The organism is Erythrobacter aurantius (genome assembly GCF_023823125.1).
Lineage (GTDB): Bacteria > Pseudomonadota > Alphaproteobacteria > Sphingomonadales > Sphingomonadaceae > Erythrobacter > Erythrobacter aurantius.
Genome location: NZ_CP090949.1, coordinates 3,179,780 through 3,198,166, shown reverse-complemented (window position 1 = coordinate 3,198,166; position 18,387 = coordinate 3,179,780). Strand labels below are relative to the sequence as shown.

Below are 18,387 nucleotides of genomic sequence, written 5' to 3'. Positions count from 1 at the left end.
ATAATTGAAATATTATATATTCCCCAGCCTACTCAAGGGGTTGGTCGCTCCAATGTTTCAATCGGCCCAGCTGAAACCCCATGAAGATTTCCGGCGGCAGTGTCCGCCCGAATGACGACCTGACCAGACCCGCTTCGGGTCCGGGCGAGCTGCCAGCCTTCACCGGCCCAGTCCTCGCCCCGACCGCCCCACACGAAGAGGAGGTCGTCATGACCCTGCCTGAAATGCAGGCCGTTGCCTGCCCCAATCCGGCTCAAGCCAACGTCGGCGGAACGATCCGCCGCGGAGCCATCCTTGCCCTCGACCTTGGCACCAGCGCCGGCTGGGCGCTCCAGTTGTCCGATGGCCACATCAGCACCGGGACTGTGTCGCTGAAACACACCCGCTACGACGGTGGTGGGATGCGCTACCTGCGCTTCCGGCGCTGGCTCGAGCAGCTGGATCTCGATGCAGGGCCGATCGAAGCGGTCTACTTCGAGGAAGTCCGTCGGCACGCCGGCACCGACGCCGCCCATGTCTATGGCGGACTACTGGGCATGTTGACCGCCTGGTGCGAGGAAATGCTGGTTGCCTATCAGGGCGTGCCGGTCGGCACGATCAAGCGGTTCATCACCGGCAAGGGCAATGCCGACAAGGCGGCCGTCATCGCGGCCGTCCAGGCAAAGGGCTTTGCCCCGGCCGACGACAACGAGGCTGATGCCATCGCGATCCTGCTCTGGGCCATCGAGACCCGGGGAGGTGTCCGGTGAGCGCGGCCGGTTTCCTGAAGCGCGTGGCGCAAGTGCTCGAGGATCGCAGTGCGGCCTACGGCGATCCCAAGACCCAGATGGATGCGATCGCTCGGCGCTGGTCGATAACCCTCGGCACGCCTGTCACCGCCCAGCAGGTGGCGCTGTGCATGATTGACCTGAAACTTGCCCGCTTGGCGCACGACCCCAGCTACGCAGACGGGCCCATCGATGTGATCGGCTATGCGGCGCTCATCCCGGAGATCATCCGTGGCACGCGGTCGTAAGCGCAAGGGGGGCCGCCGCCATCCCTGCGGCAAGCTGGTGCAACCGGGCAAAGCCGAGACCATGCGGGAAGTCACGGCGACCGTTCTGGATGCCCGCCAGCGTCAGTACGGCGTCACCGCAAGGCAGGCCAAGGACGAGCGTCTGGGCTCGGCGATCGGCCGGCTGGCATTCGCTGGCAAGATCACGGCTGAGCAATTGGCAGCTGCGGAGCTCTATGGTGACCTCATGGCTCGCAACCGGGCGGTCATGGGACTGCCGCCGATCCACCCGCATTCCGCTACCGGCTTGCTTCTCGATGAAGGGATCTTCGGCCGCAGTCTCACGGAGTACGATCCGGACTACGTCGAGAAGATCCGCAAGCGGGCAGCGGCGGCCATCCTGATGCTGCGGACTGCTGACCACGATGCCATCGCCGCGACCGGTCGGCGACCGAGCATGCTTGTCCACGCGGTGGTCTGCTACGAGGTGGATGCCGCAGGCTGGGGAGACGCGGACCTGCGTAATCTGGCGCACGGGCTCGAAGGTCTGGTCACCCTGTTCGGTATCAACAGGGACAGTTCGCTGCCAGTATCGTCCGCCTAGCGGTTGACCTAACAAACTGTGATTCAACGATAAAAATACAATTCAGCATTGACGGGAGCATTGCTCTACTGTAGATGTTTCCGAAATGTAGTGATGCGAGTTGCGCCCGGGGCTTACCAGCTTCCGGGCGTTTCTCGTTGCAGGCGTTGCGCAATGGCTGAACGACTTCGGGGACGCCAAGGCATGGTGCAGCGCCTGCGTCGATTAAGGGCGGAACCCCTCTGCCGTGATTGCGCTTCTGTCGGGATTGTCCGCGAGGCGACCGTCCCTGACCACATCGTGCCGCTGGCTCATGGCGGATCGGACGAGGACAGCAACATCCGCTGTCTTTGCGCCGAATGCCATATCAGACGGACTGCGGAACAGTTCGGGCTGCGCCGAAAGGTGCGGATCGGACCCGACGGGTGGCCGATCGGGTGACCGCCCCATGGGGGGTATCGCAAAGTCTGGCGGTTTCAGGCGGGACACCGCGCTTGGCCCAAACTTTACGCAACCGCGAAACTCGGACCGGGGGTCAGATCCCATAAAGTCGATGTTTTCCATCGAATTGACTGGATAGTCGCCGCGATAAGAGCGGTAGTCGCTTCACGAACACGGAGCGACGCAGATGACCAACTCGACCTTGCCAACCGCCAACGAGGCCTGGGGCTTCTACGGCACCAGCAGCGCATTCGCCGATGCCGATGCAGCCTGGGCCATTGCCTTCCCGGCGATTACCAAGGTGACGGTGGGCAGCGCGGAAGGGGTGCGGGATTTCCTCGACAGCCGCCACGGCCGACACTTCGCCGACGATGTGCACAACGGCATTCACACCGGGCTTGGCCTTGAAAGGGCCATCGACGCCGCCATCACCCGCTGGATGGGCTGGAAGATCGACCGCAACACTGCGCGGGAACATGGCATTCCAAAGGGCCTGCCATACCTGACCGGCTTTGTCGGCCTTTACGAGATCATGGCAGACGCAGAATGAGCGCGGGCATCACCAGCACCATCCGCCTTGCGATCCGCACGCTGCCCGAGAACTTCGACCGCAGCCGGATCATCGCGGTGATCGAGACGATCGAACAGGAACTCTACGAGGGCGGCGTTTACGCCAGCGCGACCGCAGACAGCATGACGATCGAGATCACGGTCCAGACCGACCAGTTGCTCGACGCAGCGAAGGTGCTGAGCGAGCTCGAACTTATTTGATTGGTGGGCCCGGCAGGACTTGAACCCGCGACCTAGCCGTTATGAGCGGCCAGCTCTAACCAACTGAGCTACAGGCCCAACCTCCAACGCCCATAGCGGCTTTCCAACATCGCAAACAAGTGCCGCAAGCCCTTCCGGGCCCCTGCGGCCGAACCCGTTTCAAGGACATCTATGGATCAGAACTGGCCGGCCCAGAGCAGCGAGCTCTGGCCGATAGAGAAGATCACGCCCTATGCGCGCAACTCCCGCACGCACTCGGACGAACAGGTCGCCCAGATTGCCGCCTCCATCCGCGAGTGGGGCTGGACCAACCCGATCCTCGTCGATGAGGACGGTGGCCTGATAGCTGGCCATGGCCGTCTTCTGGCCGCGCGTAAGCTGGGCCTGACCCAGATCCCGACGATGGTCGCCAAGGGTTGGAGCGAAGCTCAGAAGAAGGCCTATGTGATCGCCGACAACAAGCTGGCGCTGAACGCAGGGTGGGATCTCGAACTCCTGGCCGTCGAACTCGGCGACCTGCAGAGCTTCGATTTCGACCTGATGCTGACCGGTTTTTCGGACGACGAACTGTCGAAGCTGCTGGCCGAAAAGACCGAGGGCAACACTGACCCCGACGAAATCCCCGAAGCGCCCATCGACCCCATCGCCAAACCCGGCGACGTCTGGCTGCTCGGCAAGCATCGGCTGGTCTGCGGCGACTGCACCGATGCCGACACGGTGGCTAAGGCCCTGAACGGCGTTTCGCCCCACCTGATGGTCACTGATCCACCTTACGGCGTGGAGTATGATCCCGCCTGGCGTGAGAAGGCCGGCGTTGCCGCTTCAGGCACTGCCAAGGGCAAGGTTCTGAACGACGACAAGGCCGACTGGCGCGAGGCGTGGGCACTGTTCCCGGGCGATGTAGCCTACGTCTGGCACGCTGGTCTTTATGCCGGTGTAGTCGGCGACAGCCTCGCGGCCTGCGACCTAATGCTCCGCTCCCAGATCATCTGGGACAAAGGCCAGCTCGTCCTCTCGCGCGGCGATTATCACTGGGAGCATGAGCCCTGCTGGTATGCCGTGAAGAAGGGCGCGAAGGGCCACTGGGCCGGGGACCGCAAGCAGACCACTGTCTGGCACATCGCCAAGCCCAAGAAGAACGAGACGGGTCACGGTACCCAGAAGCCGGTCGAGTGCATGAAGCGCCCGATCGAGAACAATTCCAGCCCGGGACAAGCGGTCTATGAGCCGTTTGCTGGTTCGGGCACTACCATCATTGCTGGTGAGATGACCGGCCGCGTTGTCCACGCCATCGAGCTGAATCCCGCTTACATCGATGTTGCCGTGAAGCGCTGGCAGGATTTTACGGGCAAAGCTGCGACCCTCGAGGGTGACGGCCGGACCTTTGACGAGATTGCAGGCGGGAGAATAGCTGAGGCTGCATGATTACCGGCAGAAAGCCGAAGCCCACGCAGCTGAAGCTTGTGACCTCCAACCCCGGCAAACGGCAGGTCAACCGCAAGGAGGCAAAGGCCAAAGCAGCCATCCCGGCACCGCCAGCCCATCTCAATACAGACGCGGTTGAGGAATGGAACCGGGTGGCGACCGAGCTCTACAATCTTGGAATCCTCTCCGAGATCGATCGGGCCGCGCTTGCTGCCTACGCCATGGCCTATGGCCGCTGGGTCCAGGCCGAACGCGCGATCGCGAAGATGGCCGAGAAGGATCAGCTGACCGGCGGCCTCATGATTAAGACATCGAACGGCAACGCGGTCCAGAACCCGCTGGTCGGCACCGCCAACAAGGCGGCGGCGGACATGATGCGTTACGCCGCAGAATTCGGGATGACGCCGAGTGCCAGGAGCAGGATCGCGGCCCAGCCGCCAGAAGAAGGCACGGACCCCGCCGACCGCTTCTTCGCCTGACCGGACGTTAGCTTATGCGACTGCGGTGGTCGCGGGCGAGATCGTGGCCGGACCGCATGTCCGCAATGCCTGCAAACGGCACATTGCGGATCTGAAGCGCAAGGACGGCATCTGGTTCGACCAGGATGCGGCGGGGCACGCCTTCGCTTTCTTCGAGGAGGTGCTGAAGCTGTCCGAGGGCCAGTTCGAAGGAGAACCCTTCCGGCTTGAGCCGAGCCAGGCGTTCATCGTCGGCTCGCTGTTCGGCTGGAAGCGCAAGGACGGCCGTCGCCGGTTCCGCCGCGCCTACATCGAACAAGGCAAGGGCAACGGGAAGTCACCGGTCGCGGGCGGCATCGGCATTTACGGGATGACCGCCTGCCAGGAAGCTGGCGCCCAGATCTATGCGGCCGCAGCCAAGAAGGAGCAGGCCAACATCCTGTTCCGTGACGCGGTACGGATGGTCCGGCAATCGCCAGCCCTTGCACGGCGGCTGGAGTTCTCGGGCGGCCCGGGACGCGAGTTCAACATCGCACATCTGTCCTCGGGCAGCTTCTTTCGCCCGGTCTCGCGCGACACGGGCAAGACCGGCTCTGGCCCGCGGCCATACTTTGTACTGGCGGATGAGGTCCACGAGCTTCCCGACCGCTCGATCATCGAGATGCTGGAGCGTGGCTTCAAGTTCCGCCGCGATCCGCTGCTGTTCATGATTACAAACTCGGGCTCGGATCGCAATTCGGTCGCATGGGAGGAACACGAACACGCGATCCGGGTGGCGGCTGGCAATCCCGATGCGGTGACCGATCCGACCTTTCTGGGCCAGGTCATCGACGACACGACGTTTAGCTACGTCTGCGCGCTCGACGAGGGCGACGACCCGCTGACCGACCCCAGTTGCTGGATCAAGGCGAACCCGCTGCTAGGCGTCACGATCACCGAGCAATACCTCTCGGAAGTCGTAGCGCAGGCGAAAGCCATCCCGGGGCAGTTGAACGGCATCCTGCGTCTCCACTTTTGTGTGTGGACCGATGCTGAGACCGCCTGGATGGCCCGGGCAACGCTCGAGCCGCTGCTGGCAGAGTTCGAACCCAAGGCCGGACAATCTGTCTGGCTTGGCCTCGACCTCAGCCAGAACCGCGATTTGACCGCTCTGGCCGCCGTCCAGCGCAATGGCGAGAAGGACGGCAAGCCCTGCTTTGACGCCTGGGTCGAAGTCTGGACGCCGGGCGATACGCTCGCCGCCCGTAGCTTGCGCGACAAGCAGCCCTACGACCTCTGGGTGGCCGACGGATTTCTGAATGCGCCTGCCGGTGAGAACATCAGCTTTCGCCATGTGGCGCAGGCCTTGGCCGAAATGGCCTCGGACTACCGCGTCGAGGCGGTCGCCTATGACCGCTACGCCTTCCGGCGCTTCGAAGAGGAGGTCGCCGAACTCGGCCTCGACCTTGCCTTTGTCGAGCACCCGCAGGGCGGCACCAAACGGGCGAAGCCTGCGGGCGAGATGACCGAAGGGCTCTGGATGCCGGGCTCGCTCCGACACCTGGAAGAACTGATCCTCGAGGGCCGCATTCGCTTGAAGCGCAATCCGGTGCTCATCTCGGCAATGATGTCAGCGGTCACCGAGACCGACCGCTGGGACAACAAGTGGCTCTCCAAACAGCGGGCCATCAACAAGATCGACGCAGCCGTGGCGCTGTGCATGGCAGTGGGGGCAGCAATGGCAGGCGATACCTCCGGCACCATCGATGACTGGCTGAAAAGCCTCGCATGAACCTTCTGCAAAAGGCGCTCGGCTACATTGCGCGCTCGATCGGCCTTACCGACCCCCGGCTGGTGCAGGCGGTCGGCGGCCGCACGACAACAACCGGTGAAGTGGTATCGACCAACTCAGTGCTCGGGCTCGCCTCAGCCTGGGCCTGCGTCAATCTGCTGGCCGGTACGATCGCTTCGCTGCCGCTCATGGTTTACCGGACCCGGGGCGGCGCAAGGACGGTCGCGAGCGATCATCCGCTCTACCGGATCTTGCATGACAGCCCGAATGCCGACCAGACCGCAGTCGACTTCTGGGAGTTCATCTGCGCCTCGATCGAACTCAGCGGTAACGCCTATGCCGAGATCATCCGTGGCAGCAATGGCCGGGTGGTCGCGCTGAGTGTCCCGATTGCGCCTGAGCTCATGACGGTGCGCCGTCTGCGCGACGGCAGCCTCGAATACGAGTGGTCGGACAATGGCGTCCGGTCGATCGTCAGCCAGGACAACATGCTCCACATCCGTGGCTTCGGGGGCAACCCGCTGGGCGGCCTCTCGACCCTCAGCTTCGGCCGGCAAACCTTCGGATTGGCGCAGGCCATCGAGCGGGCCTCCGGCGACACCTTCCGCAACGGGGTGCGGCCCTCGGGGCTTTTGAAGACTGCCGACAGCCTGACCCTCGAACAGCGCAAGCAGGCCGAGGAATTGCTGCAGGAGAAGTTTGCCGGCGCGATCAACGCGGGGCGGCCGATGCTGCTCGACCGGGGCATGGACTGGGTCCAACTCTCGATTAGCCCGGAAGATGCACAGATGCTTCAGAGCCGGGCCTTCTCGGTCGAGGAGGTTTGCCGCTTCTTCGGCGTGCCGCCGTTCATGGTCGGCCACACCGAGAAAACCACTAGCTGGGGCACTGGTCTCGAACAGCAGACGCTGGGGTTTCAGAAGTTCACGCTGCGTCGGCGTTTGAAGCGCATCGAACAGGCGCTGGCCAAACAGTTGCTCTCGCCCGCCGACCGGCAAGCGGGGCTCGTCATTGAGTTCAACCTCGAAGGCCTGCTGCGCGGCGACAGCGCGGCACGCGCCTCCTTTTACCAGTCGATGTTGGGGAGCGGCGTCATGACCATCAACGAGGTCCGCGCGCTTGAAAACCTGCCGCCGGTCGAAGGCGGCGATGTCCCCCGCATGCAGATGCAGAACGTGCCCATCACGCAGGCCGGTGCTCCTGCCGGAATCCTGCCGCCAACCGGAGCGAATGCCCCATCGGAGCCCCCTAAATGAAACATCTCACCCTGACCCTCAAATCCAGTGACCTTCAGGACACCGGGCAGTTCGAGGGCTACGCCTCGACCTTCGGCAATGTCGACCAGGGCGGCGATCTCATCGAACCGGGCGCTTTCCGGGAGAGCGTCGCCAAGGCCCGCGCCGAAGGCTGGGGCATCCCGATGCTCTGGCAGCACGACCAGCGCGAGCCGATCGGCGTCTGGCGCGACATCTTCGAAGATGACCGCGGCCTGTTCGTACGCGGACAGCTGATCCTCGACGGCGATCCGGTTGCCCAGCGCGCCTATGGCAAGTTGAAGCATGGCGCACTTGGCGGCCTCTCGATCGGCTACACCATCCCGAAGGGCGGTGCCGCTCCCGACCCCTACAAGGCCGGCGTCCTTCGCCTCAAAAAGATCGATCTTCGCGAAATCAGCCTCGTCACCATGCCGATGAATTCCGAGGCGAAGGTGACGGCGGTCAAGACCGTGACGGACGGGCAGATCCTGCCGTCGCTCCCAGATTTTGAGAATTTCCTGCGCGAGGCAGGGTTCTCGAAAAGCCAGGCCACCGCAATCGCGGGCAAAGGCCTCAAATCACTGCTCCGGAGCGAGTCCGGCAGTGAGACCTCCACCGACTTCCTGTCGGCACTCGCCGCGCAAATTCGCGGCTGAACCTCACTTGCACGGAGTTACCCCATGACTGACACCAAGAGCGCCGAGCAGCTTGCCGGCGAAGTGAAGGCTGCGTTCGAAGCGCAGCAGCAGGCCGTAAAGAAAGACTTTGATACCCGCCATGACGAGGTCAAGGCGCTCGCCGAAGAAGCCCTCGGCAAGGCCGCAAAGGGCGAAGAGCTCTCTGCTTCCACCAAGCAGCTGGCCGATGAGGCGCTGACCGCGCTCAATGAAGCCAAGGCCCGTCTCGACGAAGTCGAGCAGAAGCTCGCCCGCAAGAAGCAGGACGACGAACGCATCGAAGCCCGCACGCTCGGCGAACGGGTCGTGACCAACGAGGCGATCCAGCCTTTCCTCAACAGCAAGACCGCACGCGGCCGCGCCAGTGTCGAGGTCAAGGCGATTGTCTCTGCCCTCACGACCGATGCCAATGGCTCGGCAGGCGACCTGATCGTTCCTGACCGCCAGCCCGGTATCGTCACCCCTGGCCAGCGTCGCCTGACGGTTCGCGACCTGCTAACCCCGGGCCGGACCGCCAGCAACGCGGTGCAGTATGTGAAGGAAACCGGCTTCACCAATGCGGCCGCAACCGTCTCGGAATCGGCCGGCGCCACCAAGCCGCAGACGGACATCAAGTTCGATGTCGTGACCAGCAGCGTTACCACGATAGCCCACTGGGTTCTGGCAACGCGCCAGATCCTTGACGATGTGCCGATGCTGCAGTCCTATATCGACGGCCGCCTAACCTATGGCCTGGCGCTCGTTGAGGAGAACCAGCTGCTGAACGGCGGCGGTACCGGCACCGATCTGCACGGCGTCTACACCCAGGCGACCGCCTTTGCGCCGCCGATCGCCATCCCGGCGCCTGTCACTCGCATCGATGTCCTGCGCCTCGCCATGCTGCAGACGGCTCTTTCCGAGCTGATGTCGACGGGCGTCGTGCTGCATCCGTCCGACTGGGCGGCGATCGAGCTGCTCAAGGACACCACCGGCCAGTTCATCATCGGCAATCCGCAGGGCAACCTGTCGCCGACGCTGTGGGGGCAGCCTGTGGTGGCAACGCAGTCGATGGCGACGGGCAAGTTCCTGACCGGCGCCTTCCAGCTCGGTGCGCAGATCTTCGACCGCATGGACGCCATGGTCGAGATCTCGACCGAGGACGACCAGAACTTCCGCAAGAACCTGGTGACGGTCCTGGCCGAAGAGCGCCTCGCGCTCGCGGTCTACCGCCCGGAGGCTTTCGTGAAGGGCGACTTCGCTGCTGCTGCTACCGCGGCAACGGCTGCTTGATGATGCAGGGGCCGGCTCGTTCCGGCCCCTCTCATCCAACGGAAGGGATAACCCATGATCCTGAAAGCCCTTGATACCCTGCACATCAGCTCGGTCAGTTCCAACAACATCCTGGCCGGCCAGAGCTTTGAGCTCGACGATCATTTTGGCCGACAGCTGATCGAACGCGGGCTTGCGGTCGAGGTCGGCGAGAATGAACCGGCCCCTGCTGTCACGCGCAAATCCGGCTCCACGCACCGCACCAAGGCGGAATAATGTCCGAGATCGTCACGATCGAGCCACCTCAGGACCGTGCCGTGACGCTGGAAGAAGCGCGCCAGCAGCTGCGCCTTGATGGCCGCGCTGAGGACCTGCTGCTTGGCGCAAAATTGGACGCCGCCCAAGCCGAGCTCGAACAGCAGACGGGCCTTAAGCTGTGCGCACAGACCCTCGAATTGCAGCTGGAAAGCTGGGAAGACGAATTCACCGTGCCCATCCGGCCCTGCACGGTGGCCGAGATCCGCTACACTGCCCTGGGCGGTTCAACGGTGCCCCTCCCAGAGACGGACTATGTCGTCCGCCGACGGCACGGGGTCACCCGCATCCGCCCGGCATCCGGGCAATCTTGGCCCGAGCTGGGTGAAGACGGCCTGATCCGGATCACACTGTCGGCCGGATTGGATGAGAACGACCCTGATCTGGCGATCGCCCGCGCTGCAATCCTGGTCAAAACCGCATCCCTGTTCGAAAACCGCGAAGGTGCAGCCTGTCTCGCCTTCGACACGTTGGTGGGTCAGCTCAAATGTCGCTGGATCTAGCCTCGAAGCTCGACACAAGGATCCGGATTGAGTGCAAGGTTGTCACGCACGACCCGCACTATGGCACCGAACAGGTCAATTGGACCGAGTTCGCCTGCGTTTGGGCCGAGGTGAAGGACATTCTGCCGTCCAAGGCTGAGCGCCTGGCCGACAGCATCCAGATTGGTCGCCGTCCTGCCCGGATCCGCATTCGGTATCTGGCGGGGCTCGCCGCAGATATGCGGGTCATCATCGATTCATGCGTCCACCAAATCATTTCCGGCCCTGCAACGCTGGGGCGGCGGGAGGCCATGGAGTTTATGGTCGAGGAACATTCGAGCGAAGGAGCTGCACCATGACGATACGGCTCAAGGGCGGCCCTGAACTGCTGCGTTTGCTCGACGAACTGCCCAAGAACCTGGAGCGCAACGTGATCCGTGGCGGACTTCGGGCCGGTGCCAAGGTGATCCAGCAGCAGGCCAATGCCAATGTGCCGGTGAGGACCGGGCAATTGAAGCGCGCAATCGGGATTGGCACCCGGACCGAGGGCGCCAAGCTTTCGTCTTACGTCAAACTGCGTGGGAAAGGCTCCTATCTTGGCCTGTTCATTGAATATGGCGTCGCACCTCACCTGATCTCGGTGTCAGACGCCGACAAGCCGGTGCGTGAAACCCGGCGCGGCCCGCGCAAAGTCGGTATCGGCACAATCAATAAGATGGTGAAGCGCGGTAGTCTCAAAATTGGCAAGAACTTCGTCGGGCCGACGGTCATGCACCCCGGTCACGCCGCAAAACCCTTCCTGCGCCCAGCGCTTGACCAAAAAGCCGAGGAAGCGGTGAACGCCATGGGGTCCTACATCGCCCACCGCGTCCAGATCGGGAACCTGAAGGCGCCGACCCTGGAGGTCGATGACGAATGAATGGTGTTATTGCGGTCCGCTCGCTCCTGGTGGCTGACACCGGGGTGACGTCGCTTGTCCCCGTTGCGCGGATCGCCGCTGGGATGCTGGCACAGGGCACGGACTTGCCGGCGATATCGCTGATGTCGGTCAGCAGTGTCGACCGCAACGTTCCGGCTCCGGGCGCGAAACGCCGCGTCACCGAGCGCGTGCAGGTAACCGTTCTGGCCCGGACCTACCCTGAAGTGAAAGCCATTATCGCGGCAGTCCGCCAGGCGGCGGCCGACCAGATGCCCACCATCGATGGGCTCTTTGCCGTGACCGTCCACACAGATTCCGCCGGTCCTGATTTCCTCGACGAGGAGACCGGCATCCACATGCAGACGCAGGACTTCCGCGTCTCATTCAACGAGGCGCGTTGAAGCCTCACCTTCATAAGGACCCATTGCCATGACCGTTCGGACTTCCGCCGGCACCACCTTGAAGGTGTCGGCCTCTACCCCTGCGACTTTTGACGCCACCGGCTACAATGCGCTCACCATGACCGTGGTCGGCGAGGTTTCCGATCTCGGCGAGTTCGGCCGCGAGTTCAATCTCGTCACCTTCAATCCCGTAGGCAGCCGCGGCGTCGTTAAAAAGAAGGGCAGCTTCAACCAGGGCACGATGCAGATCCAACTCGGCCTCGACACTGATGATGCCGGCCAGATCCTGCTGAAATCCGCCTCGCTCTCGGACGCTGATCACAGCTTCCTGGTTACAACCCAGAACGGCGACAAGTACTATTTCCAGGCGCAAGTCATGAGCTTCAAGGTCAATGTCGGTTCGGTCGATCAGATCACCACCGCCACGGTGACCCTCGAACTCACCACCAACTCCGCTGGTGTGGGCATTGTCGAGGTGCTGGCGCCATAATGATGCTGTGGTGCGGATGGCGGGACTCGAACCCGCACGAGGATACCCTCACAAGATTTTAAGTCTCGGGCGTCTACCATTCCGCCACATCCGCGCAGCCATATCGGCATGGTGCGGGCGAAGGGACTCGAACCCCCACGCTGTTAGGCGCCAGAACCTAAATCTGGTGCGTCTACCAATTCCGCCACGCCCGCACTCGGGCGGGCATTTCCCAGAACATTGCGATATTGCCAAGGAGAACATTGATGTTCGACATCACGACGCTCGCCGCCACCGATACCTCGACCCTCGAACTGGTGGGCGGCGACGATGCCCCGCTCTTCGACGAGAAGGGCAAGCGCCTCTCGATCACGGTCTACGGCCCAGGCTCCAAGGTCTATCAGCGCGCCCAGGCGCGCCAGCAGAACCAGCTGATGGACAAGATCAAGAAGCGCGGGAAGATGGACCAGTCGGCCGAGGAGAAGCTCGCCGAACAGGCTGATTTTCTGGCTGCCTGCACGGTCAGCTTCAACGGCTTCACCTATCCGCCCGCCGACGGGCTCGAAGGCCAGGAACTGTTTCGCAAGGCCTATGCCGATCCATCGATCGGGTTCATCGCCACGCAGGTCGCCGCTCACATCAATGACTGGGCAAATTTTACGAAGAGCTCGGCCGAGAGCTGAGCCTTTACGTCCGGCAACTGGCGTGGCTGGGCACGGCGCCCAAGCCGCGCACTACCAAACAAATCAAACCCGACACCGATGCTGAACCGCTGACCAGGCTGCAGCGAATGGCCATCGACGACCTTACTCCGGACTTTCCACCCATCCGCACCCCTTGGGTGATCGACTGGCTCATGGAAGTCGGCCCCACCGATCCCGGCGCGATGGGAGCAGTCCCCATCTCCTGGGCCACGATTGGCGAGTGGCAGCACTGCATGGGGCTCGATCTGCCTCCGTGGCTGGTCCGCCTCTTGCGACGGCTTTCGGGTGAATTCGTCGCCGAAACCGTCCGCGCCCGCGAGCCTGATTGCCCGCCGCCATGGACAGCCACGTCCGTCCTCAACCGTAATGAAGTCTCCCGGAAAGTGACCAACGCCTTCCGGGCGCTGATGATGTCGAAGGAGCCCAGCACGTGAAAGCAGGCACCCTCGAAATCGAAATGATCACCAACGTTGCCCGGCTCCAGAAAGAGATGGCTGACATGAAGCGCACGGTGGCAGGCGCGATGGGCGACATGGCAGACAGCGCCTCGCGTGCAGACCGGGCGCTCAATGCGGTCGGGGGCGGCGGTGTCACGCGCATGGGTGGTTCGGCGAAGCTTGCCGGGCACCATGTCCAAAACCTCGTCTTTCAGCTCAACGACATGGTGGTTGGCTTGTTCTCTGGCCAGAAACCCATGACCGTGTTCATGCAGCAGGGCTCGCAGATCGGGCAGATCGCCATGCAGGCCGGTGTCGGCATCGGCGGCATGGCCCGGGCGCTGCTGGGGCTCGCGGCCAGTGCCGCTGCGGCAGCGCTGACAAACCCCTATCTTCTCGCAGCCGCTGCTGCCGCTGGCATCGCGTTCGGCGCATTCAAGCTGTTCCAGTCGAGCGTCAAACAGACGGGCGAGCTCGACCGCTATGCGCAAAGCCTCGGCCTCACCAAGAAGGAAATGGAAAAGCTGGGTCCCGTCGGGATCACCATCGGCGACACCATGAAGGGACTGTGGAAGACAGTCTCGGATGGACTCAACCTGGGCTCGGTATTCTCGACCCTTAAGGATTGGGCGGTCACGGCCTTCGAAGCGGTGCTGACTGCTGGCAAATATGCGGTCGCCATTCTCTATGCAGGCTGGGTCGGCGGGTTCAATGCGATCCGTGTCACCTGGGCCGCACTGCCCGGTGTGGTCGGCGAAGCTGCTGTTGGCGCCGCCAATCTGGCAATCAGCGGGATCGAATACCTCGCCAACAAAGCGATCGCAGCGCTCAACTGGCTCGCCGAATGGGTGAACCCGGTGCTTGACCGAGTGGGCCTTGCCACCATCACCCGGATCGAGAGCGTGGCTCTACCGCGGATGGAAAACAGCTTTGCCGGTTCGACCGCGCGTATGGGCGCCCAGGTCCGCGACGAGTTTGCATCTGCTTTTGGCGATGCGATGAGCATGATGGATGCCTTTTCAGCGCGTTGGCGGGAAAACAGCATCGCTGCTGCAAAGGCCCGGCTTGCCGCCAAGGCGGAAGAGATCCGAGGTGACAGCACCGACCGTGCCAGCAGCGCCAAAGGCCCGAAGGAAACTGAAGCTGAACGTGCGCTTCAGGCCGCCCGCGACTTTGCCGCCAATCTTGCGCTTGAGACCGCCAAGATCGGCAAGACCCCGATCGAGATCAAGCGGATGGAAGTCGCCATGGCAGCGCTCAAGGCGCCGACCGACGAAGCGCGCGTTGCAATTCTACAAGCCGGCGAAGCCTGGGAACAGGCCACCCGCGCTTTTGCAACCTCGGAGTTCCTGCGCCAGACGGTCGGCCCGCTTGAACAGCAGGTCGCTTTGCTCGGCCAGTCGGCCCGGGCGCAGGCACTCGCCAATCTCGAGGCCGAACGCGAACAGATCGTGCTGGAACGCGGGGTCGAGGCCTGGGAGCGGTATCGGGCCGCGCGCATTCGGCTGATGGAAGCAGACTTTGCGCAAAGCGGTCAGGAGCAGTTCCTCCAAAGCCTGGTAGACATGGTCTCGGCTACGGAAGCAGCGGCACAAAACATGGCTGATGCCTTCGGTTCCGTCGGCGGGGCGATTGGCGCGATTACGGTCGAGATTACCCGTTTTGCCTCGGCGCAGGTGGCTGCAGCCCAGCGCGTGGCTGAGGCCGAGCGCGAATATGGACGCACCTCGTTTCAGTATGCCGACGCGCGTGCGGCGCAGGCATCGGCCGAGATCAATCACTATGGCAATCTCGCCTCGGCCGCGAAGGGCTTCTTCAAGGGGGGCTCGGACGGTTACAAGGCGCTGCTGGCGGCCGAGAAGGTGTTCCGCGCCTTTGAGTTGGCCATCGCGATCAAAAATGCGGCGGTGAAGATCGGCCTCATTGGCGCGCAGACAGCAGCCAAGGTCACCAGCGACACTGCCATGGCCGCCTCAGACACTGCACGTGCCGGCGTCGAACAGGGCAACTCGATTATCACAACCGGCATCAAGGCGGTGGAGGCCGTGGTGAACGCCATCCGCTCGCTGCCTTTTCCGCTCAACATTGCGGCAGGGGCCATCACGGCCGGTGTCATTGCATCTCTCGGTGTCGCGATCAGCGGCGCCTTTGGCGGGTCTCCAAAACTGCCGGCTGCCAATGATGGCACGGGCACAGTGTTTGGGGACAGCACGGCCAAGTCGGAGAGTATTGCCAAAGCCATCGATCACCTGCGCGAGGTCGACACGCTGACCATGCGCTACTCCGCCGCCATGCTTGCTTCCTTGCGCAACATCGAAGCCAATATCGGCGGGCTTACCAACCTCATCATTCGCACCAATGGCGCTGAAGCCTCGGCTGCAGGCGTGAACACTGGCTATCAGCCCACGGGCGTGACCGGCCTCATCGGCAAGGGTCTTGAAGGCGTGGGGGCCGTTCTCAACAAGATCCCCATCATCGGCGGCATTCTGGGCGGTCTGGTCGGGCTCGTCGGCAAGGCGTTCGGCGCACTGTTCGGCACCAAGACTACGATCACCGGCCAGGGCATCTTCGGTCGCGGCCAGTCGCTGGCAGAGATCCTATCCGGCGGTTTTGACGCGAGCTATTACAGCGACGTCAAGAAGACCAAGAAGTTCCTCGGGATCAGCATGGGCTCGAGTTACTCGACCCGCTATTCCGCGGCCGATGCCGAGCTCGAACGCCAGTTCGCGCTGATCTTTTCCGGCTTCTATGATGCGATCTCGGCCGCAGCCGGGCCGCTTGGCTTGTCGCTGAGCGACGTTCAATCCCGCTTGCAGGGTTTTGTCATCAACATCGGCAAGATCGATCTGAAGGGTCTGACCGGGGCCGAGATTCAGGAAAAGCTAACCGCTGTCTTTGGCGCAGCGGCCGACAATCTGGCTCGCTATGCCGTGCCAGGGCTCGAGCAGTTCCAGAAGGTTGGCGAAGGCTATTTCGAGACGCTGATCCGCGTTGCCTCGAGCGTCGAGGCGGTGAGTTCCTCGCTCAGCCTGCTTGGCACCTCGGTCGAGGATCTGAGCCTTGCGGCGAAGATGAACCTGTTGGACCTGTTCGGTTCGGCCAGCGACATGACCTCGGCGACGGGCGATTATTTTGCGCTCTACTACAGCAAGGCTGAGCAGGCCTCGGTCCAGACCGCGCAGATGGCCCGGGTGTTCGAGAGCCTTGGGCTTGGGCTTCCTCAAAGCATCGCAGGCTTCCGGGCGCTCGTCGAAGCGCAAGACCTGACCACCGAGGCTGGCCGCGCGGCCTATGTCACCTTGATCCAGCTGGCACCCGCCTTTGCCGAGCTCATTGGCGCCGCCCAGGACGCAGCCAGTGCGGCCGCCATTGCCGACGAGCGTCTGTCGCTCGAACGTCAGCTGCTGGAGGTTCAAGGTAATACCGCGGCGCTTCGGGCGCTCGATCTTGCCCAGCTCGATGAAAGCAACCGCGCGCTGCAGCAGCAGATCTGGGCCCTTGAAGACCAGAAGAAGGCAGCCGAAGCCGCCGCCAATGCCGCTGAAAAGCTTCGCTCGGCCTGGGCGGCGATCACCGATGCCTTGATTGCCGAGATCGAACGGATCCGGGGCGTTATAGGCACCAGATCAGGCAGCTATGCTGAAGCGCTGGCCAAGTTCAACAATGCCTCCATGCTGGCGCGAGGCGGGGACCAGGAGGCCGCCAGGGCGCTGCCGGCTCTCAGCCAGGCACTGCTGTCGGTTGCCGCCAATACCGCACGGTCGGCAGAAGATCTGGCGCGCCTGCAGGGTCTGACGGCCGCCAGCCTCGAGCAGACGCTGGCGATCATAACCGAGGCTGCCGGCACCAATGCCGATGCAGAAACGGCTGCGACCGGCAATCTGGATCCAAGCTGGTGGGAGCAGTTCGCCGCCAACCAGATGGGCACGGCGACCATTCCGGCCAATGACGGCCAGTCGGCGCTGCTCGATGAATTGCGCGCGGTGCGTCAGGAAATGGCAGATCTGCGCGATGAACAGCGGATTGCCTCGGCAACGATCGCGTCCGGCACCAGCAAGACGGCCCGCATCCTCGAACGGGTAACGCCAGACGGCGATACCCTAGCCGTGAGGGCGGCGGCATGAAGCTGATCCGGCCGACCACGCTGACGGACGCGATGCTAACCAGCAGCACGGCCCCGGAGAACGACCACCTGGTCTGGGCGTCGGGGACAGCCTATGCGGTAGGCGCCAAGGTGATCCTGACTTCAACCCACCGGCGCTATGAGGCACTGGCAGCATCGACCGGCGTGAACCCGGCGAGTGATCCGACCAAGTGGCTTGATCTGGGGCCGACCAATCGCTGGGCCATGTTCGATGACCGGGTGGGCACTGCCACAACCCGGGCTGGCAGCTTGCAGGTTGTGCTGGCTCCAGGCGCAACCGACGGCGTCGCGCTCATCGATACCGATGCGGAGAGCGCTACAGTGTCGCTCACGGTGTCGGGCACGCAGCTCTATTCGAAGACCCAGAGCTTCAATGCGGGCGGGAATGCGATTGATAGCTGGTTCGCCTGGTTCTTCGAACCGCTGGGCAAGAAAAGCAGCATGCTGTTCCTCGATATCCCGGTCTACGAGACGGGTGTCCTGACTGTCAGCATGACTCGCGATAACCCGGCTGACCTGGTCTCCTGCGGCACATTGCTCGTCGGGCGTCAGTTCGACATTGGAGATACCGAGCACGGGGTCGATCTCGGGATCATCGACTATTCGCGCAAGGAAACCGACCAGTTCGGAGTGACCTCGGTGGTCGAACGCGCCTTTGCCAAACGGATGACGGCGCGCGTGGTCATGCAGACTTCTGCAATCGACGATGTGCACCGCACCCTTGCCGCAATTCGTGCAACACCCGTCCTTTGGATCGGCTCGGAGAGCTTCGAGAGCCTGACCGTATTCGGCTTTTACAAAGAGTTCTCGATCGACCTTGCCTATCCGACGGTCAGCTACTGCAGCCTGACCATTGAAGGCCTGACTTAACCTTACCCTCAGCGCAGGAACT

22 protein-coding genes and 3 tRNA genes are annotated in these 18,387 nt (G+C 63.0%); 22 read left to right on the top strand and 3 right to left on the bottom strand.

The genetic code is table 11. From position 1 onward, the window contains the following. Positions 1–80 precede the first annotated feature (80 nt). The 6 genes from L1K66_RS15245 to L1K66_RS15220 all read left to right on the top strand — a co-directional run bounded on the left by L1K66_RS15245 (position 81) and on the right by L1K66_RS15220 (position 2,789). A complete protein-coding gene (locus L1K66_RS15245; RefSeq protein ID WP_252258639.1) occupies positions 81–749 on the top strand; it encodes a crossover junction endodeoxyribonuclease RuvC in 669 nt (222 codons plus the stop codon). Next, positions 746–1,015 (top strand): DUF6378 domain-containing protein, encoded by a 270-nt coding sequence (locus tag L1K66_RS15240; RefSeq protein ID WP_094472984.1) that lies wholly within the window; start codon positions 746–748, stop codon positions 1,013–1,015. The genes L1K66_RS15245 and L1K66_RS15240 overlap by 4 nt, the downstream gene beginning before the upstream one ends. Then, the gene (locus L1K66_RS15235; protein WP_133064318.1) at positions 999–1,598 is read left to right on the top strand and encodes a hypothetical protein; all 600 of its coding nucleotides are present in this window, start codon (positions 999–1,001) and stop codon (positions 1,596–1,598) included. The genes L1K66_RS15240 and L1K66_RS15235 overlap by 17 nt, the downstream gene beginning before the upstream one ends. A 153-nt stretch (positions 1,599–1,751) precedes the next feature. Continuing rightward, a complete protein-coding gene (locus tag L1K66_RS15230; protein ID WP_252258638.1) occupies positions 1,752–2,018 on the top strand; it encodes an HNH endonuclease in 267 nt (88 codons plus the stop codon). Between the two features lie 187 nt (positions 2,019–2,205). Next, complete coding sequence (locus L1K66_RS15225) at positions 2,206–2,568, top strand: hypothetical protein (RefSeq protein WP_252258637.1); 363 nt, start codon at positions 2,206–2,208, stop codon at positions 2,566–2,568. After that, positions 2,565–2,789: a hypothetical protein gene (locus tag L1K66_RS15220; RefSeq protein WP_252258636.1), complete on the top strand. Its 225-nt coding sequence runs from the start codon at positions 2,565–2,567 to the stop codon at positions 2,787–2,789. The genes L1K66_RS15225 and L1K66_RS15220 overlap by 4 nt, the downstream gene beginning before the upstream one ends. A gap of 1 nt (position 2,790) precedes the next feature. Here L1K66_RS15220 and L1K66_RS15215 read toward each other — a convergent pair. Beyond that, a tRNA-Ile gene (locus tag L1K66_RS15215) sits at positions 2,791–2,867 on the bottom strand. Positions 2,868–2,960: 93 nt separating this feature from the next. Between L1K66_RS15215 and L1K66_RS15210 the strand changes: the two genes are divergently transcribed. The 12 genes from L1K66_RS15210 to L1K66_RS15155 are packed head-to-tail and all read left to right on the top strand — an operon-like array spanning position 2,961 to position 12,231. Then, positions 2,961–4,214: a site-specific DNA-methyltransferase gene (locus L1K66_RS15210; RefSeq protein ID WP_252258635.1), complete on the top strand. Its 1,254-nt coding sequence runs from the start codon at positions 2,961–2,963 to the stop codon at positions 4,212–4,214. Then, on the top strand, positions 4,211–4,693 hold the full coding sequence (locus tag L1K66_RS15205) for a phage terminase small subunit P27 family (RefSeq protein ID WP_252258634.1): 483 nt from the start codon (positions 4,211–4,213) through the stop codon (positions 4,691–4,693). Before L1K66_RS15210 ends, L1K66_RS15205 begins: the two co-directional genes overlap by 4 nt. Positions 4,694–4,718: 25 nt before the next feature. Then, positions 4,719–6,443, top strand: coding sequence for a terminase large subunit (locus L1K66_RS15200; RefSeq protein ID WP_252258633.1), 1,725 nt, complete (start codon positions 4,719–4,721; stop codon positions 6,441–6,443). Then, positions 6,440–7,699: a phage portal protein gene (locus L1K66_RS15195; protein ID WP_252258632.1), complete on the top strand. Its 1,260-nt coding sequence runs from the start codon at positions 6,440–6,442 to the stop codon at positions 7,697–7,699. Before L1K66_RS15200 ends, L1K66_RS15195 begins: the two co-directional genes overlap by 4 nt. Further along, complete coding sequence (locus L1K66_RS15190; RefSeq protein ID WP_252258631.1) at positions 7,696–8,355, top strand: HK97 family phage prohead protease; 660 nt, start codon at positions 7,696–7,698, stop codon at positions 8,353–8,355. Before L1K66_RS15195 ends, L1K66_RS15190 begins: the two co-directional genes overlap by 4 nt. Before the next feature lie 24 nt (positions 8,356–8,379). Continuing rightward, on the top strand, positions 8,380–9,645 hold the full coding sequence (locus L1K66_RS15185; RefSeq protein WP_252258630.1) for a phage major capsid protein: 1,266 nt from the start codon (positions 8,380–8,382) through the stop codon (positions 9,643–9,645). 54 nt (positions 9,646–9,699) lie between these two features. Further along, a complete protein-coding gene (locus tag L1K66_RS15180) occupies positions 9,700–9,900 on the top strand; it encodes a hypothetical protein (RefSeq protein WP_252258629.1) in 201 nt (66 codons plus the stop codon). Continuing rightward, positions 9,900–10,442 (top strand): head-tail connector protein, encoded by a 543-nt coding sequence (locus L1K66_RS15175; protein ID WP_252258628.1) that lies wholly within the window; start codon positions 9,900–9,902, stop codon positions 10,440–10,442. Before L1K66_RS15180 ends, L1K66_RS15175 begins: the two co-directional genes overlap by 1 nt. Then, a complete protein-coding gene (locus tag L1K66_RS15170; protein ID WP_252258627.1) occupies positions 10,427–10,780 on the top strand; it encodes a head-tail adaptor protein in 354 nt (117 codons plus the stop codon). The genes L1K66_RS15175 and L1K66_RS15170 overlap by 16 nt, the downstream gene beginning before the upstream one ends. Further along, positions 10,777–11,340 (top strand): HK97-gp10 family putative phage morphogenesis protein, encoded by a 564-nt coding sequence (locus tag L1K66_RS15165; RefSeq protein ID WP_252258626.1) that lies wholly within the window; start codon positions 10,777–10,779, stop codon positions 11,338–11,340. Before L1K66_RS15170 ends, L1K66_RS15165 begins: the two co-directional genes overlap by 4 nt. Next, entirely contained in the window at positions 11,337–11,741 is a 405-nt protein-coding gene (gene gp17, locus L1K66_RS15160; protein ID WP_252258625.1) for a tail completion protein gp17, read from the top strand. Before L1K66_RS15165 ends, gp17 begins: the two co-directional genes overlap by 4 nt. 28 nt (positions 11,742–11,769) lie before the next feature. Next, on the top strand, positions 11,770–12,231 hold the full coding sequence (locus L1K66_RS15155; protein WP_069309497.1) for a hypothetical protein: 462 nt from the start codon (positions 11,770–11,772) through the stop codon (positions 12,229–12,231). Positions 12,232–12,239: 8 nt separating this feature from the next. Here the strand turns inward: L1K66_RS15155 and L1K66_RS15150 are convergent. Together L1K66_RS15150 and L1K66_RS15145 are read right to left on the bottom strand one after the other, a co-directional pair. Next, positions 12,240–12,325, bottom strand: a tRNA-Leu gene (locus L1K66_RS15150). A gap of 15 nt (positions 12,326–12,340) precedes the next feature. Then, a tRNA-Leu gene (locus tag L1K66_RS15145) sits at positions 12,341–12,425 on the bottom strand. Positions 12,426–12,476: 51 nt separating this feature from the next. Here L1K66_RS15145 and L1K66_RS15140 point away from each other — a divergent pair. The 4 genes from L1K66_RS15140 (at position 12,477) to L1K66_RS15125 (ending at position 18,365) form a co-directional block, all read left to right on the top strand. Then, positions 12,477–12,893: a hypothetical protein gene (locus L1K66_RS15140; protein ID WP_094472971.1), complete on the top strand. Its 417-nt coding sequence runs from the start codon at positions 12,477–12,479 to the stop codon at positions 12,891–12,893. 107 nt (positions 12,894–13,000) lie between these two features. Beyond that, the gene (locus L1K66_RS15135; RefSeq protein WP_252258624.1) at positions 13,001–13,348 is read left to right on the top strand and encodes a hypothetical protein; all 348 of its coding nucleotides are present in this window, start codon (positions 13,001–13,003) and stop codon (positions 13,346–13,348) included. Then, entirely contained in the window at positions 13,345–17,475 is a 4,131-nt protein-coding gene (locus L1K66_RS15130; RefSeq protein WP_252258623.1) for a phage tail length tape measure family protein, read from the top strand. Before L1K66_RS15135 ends, L1K66_RS15130 begins: the two co-directional genes overlap by 4 nt. Further along, the gene (locus L1K66_RS15125; protein ID WP_252258622.1) at positions 17,472–18,365 is read left to right on the top strand and encodes a hypothetical protein; all 894 of its coding nucleotides are present in this window, start codon (positions 17,472–17,474) and stop codon (positions 18,363–18,365) included. The genes L1K66_RS15130 and L1K66_RS15125 overlap by 4 nt, the downstream gene beginning before the upstream one ends. The last annotated feature ends 22 nt before the right edge of the window (positions 18,366–18,387 follow it).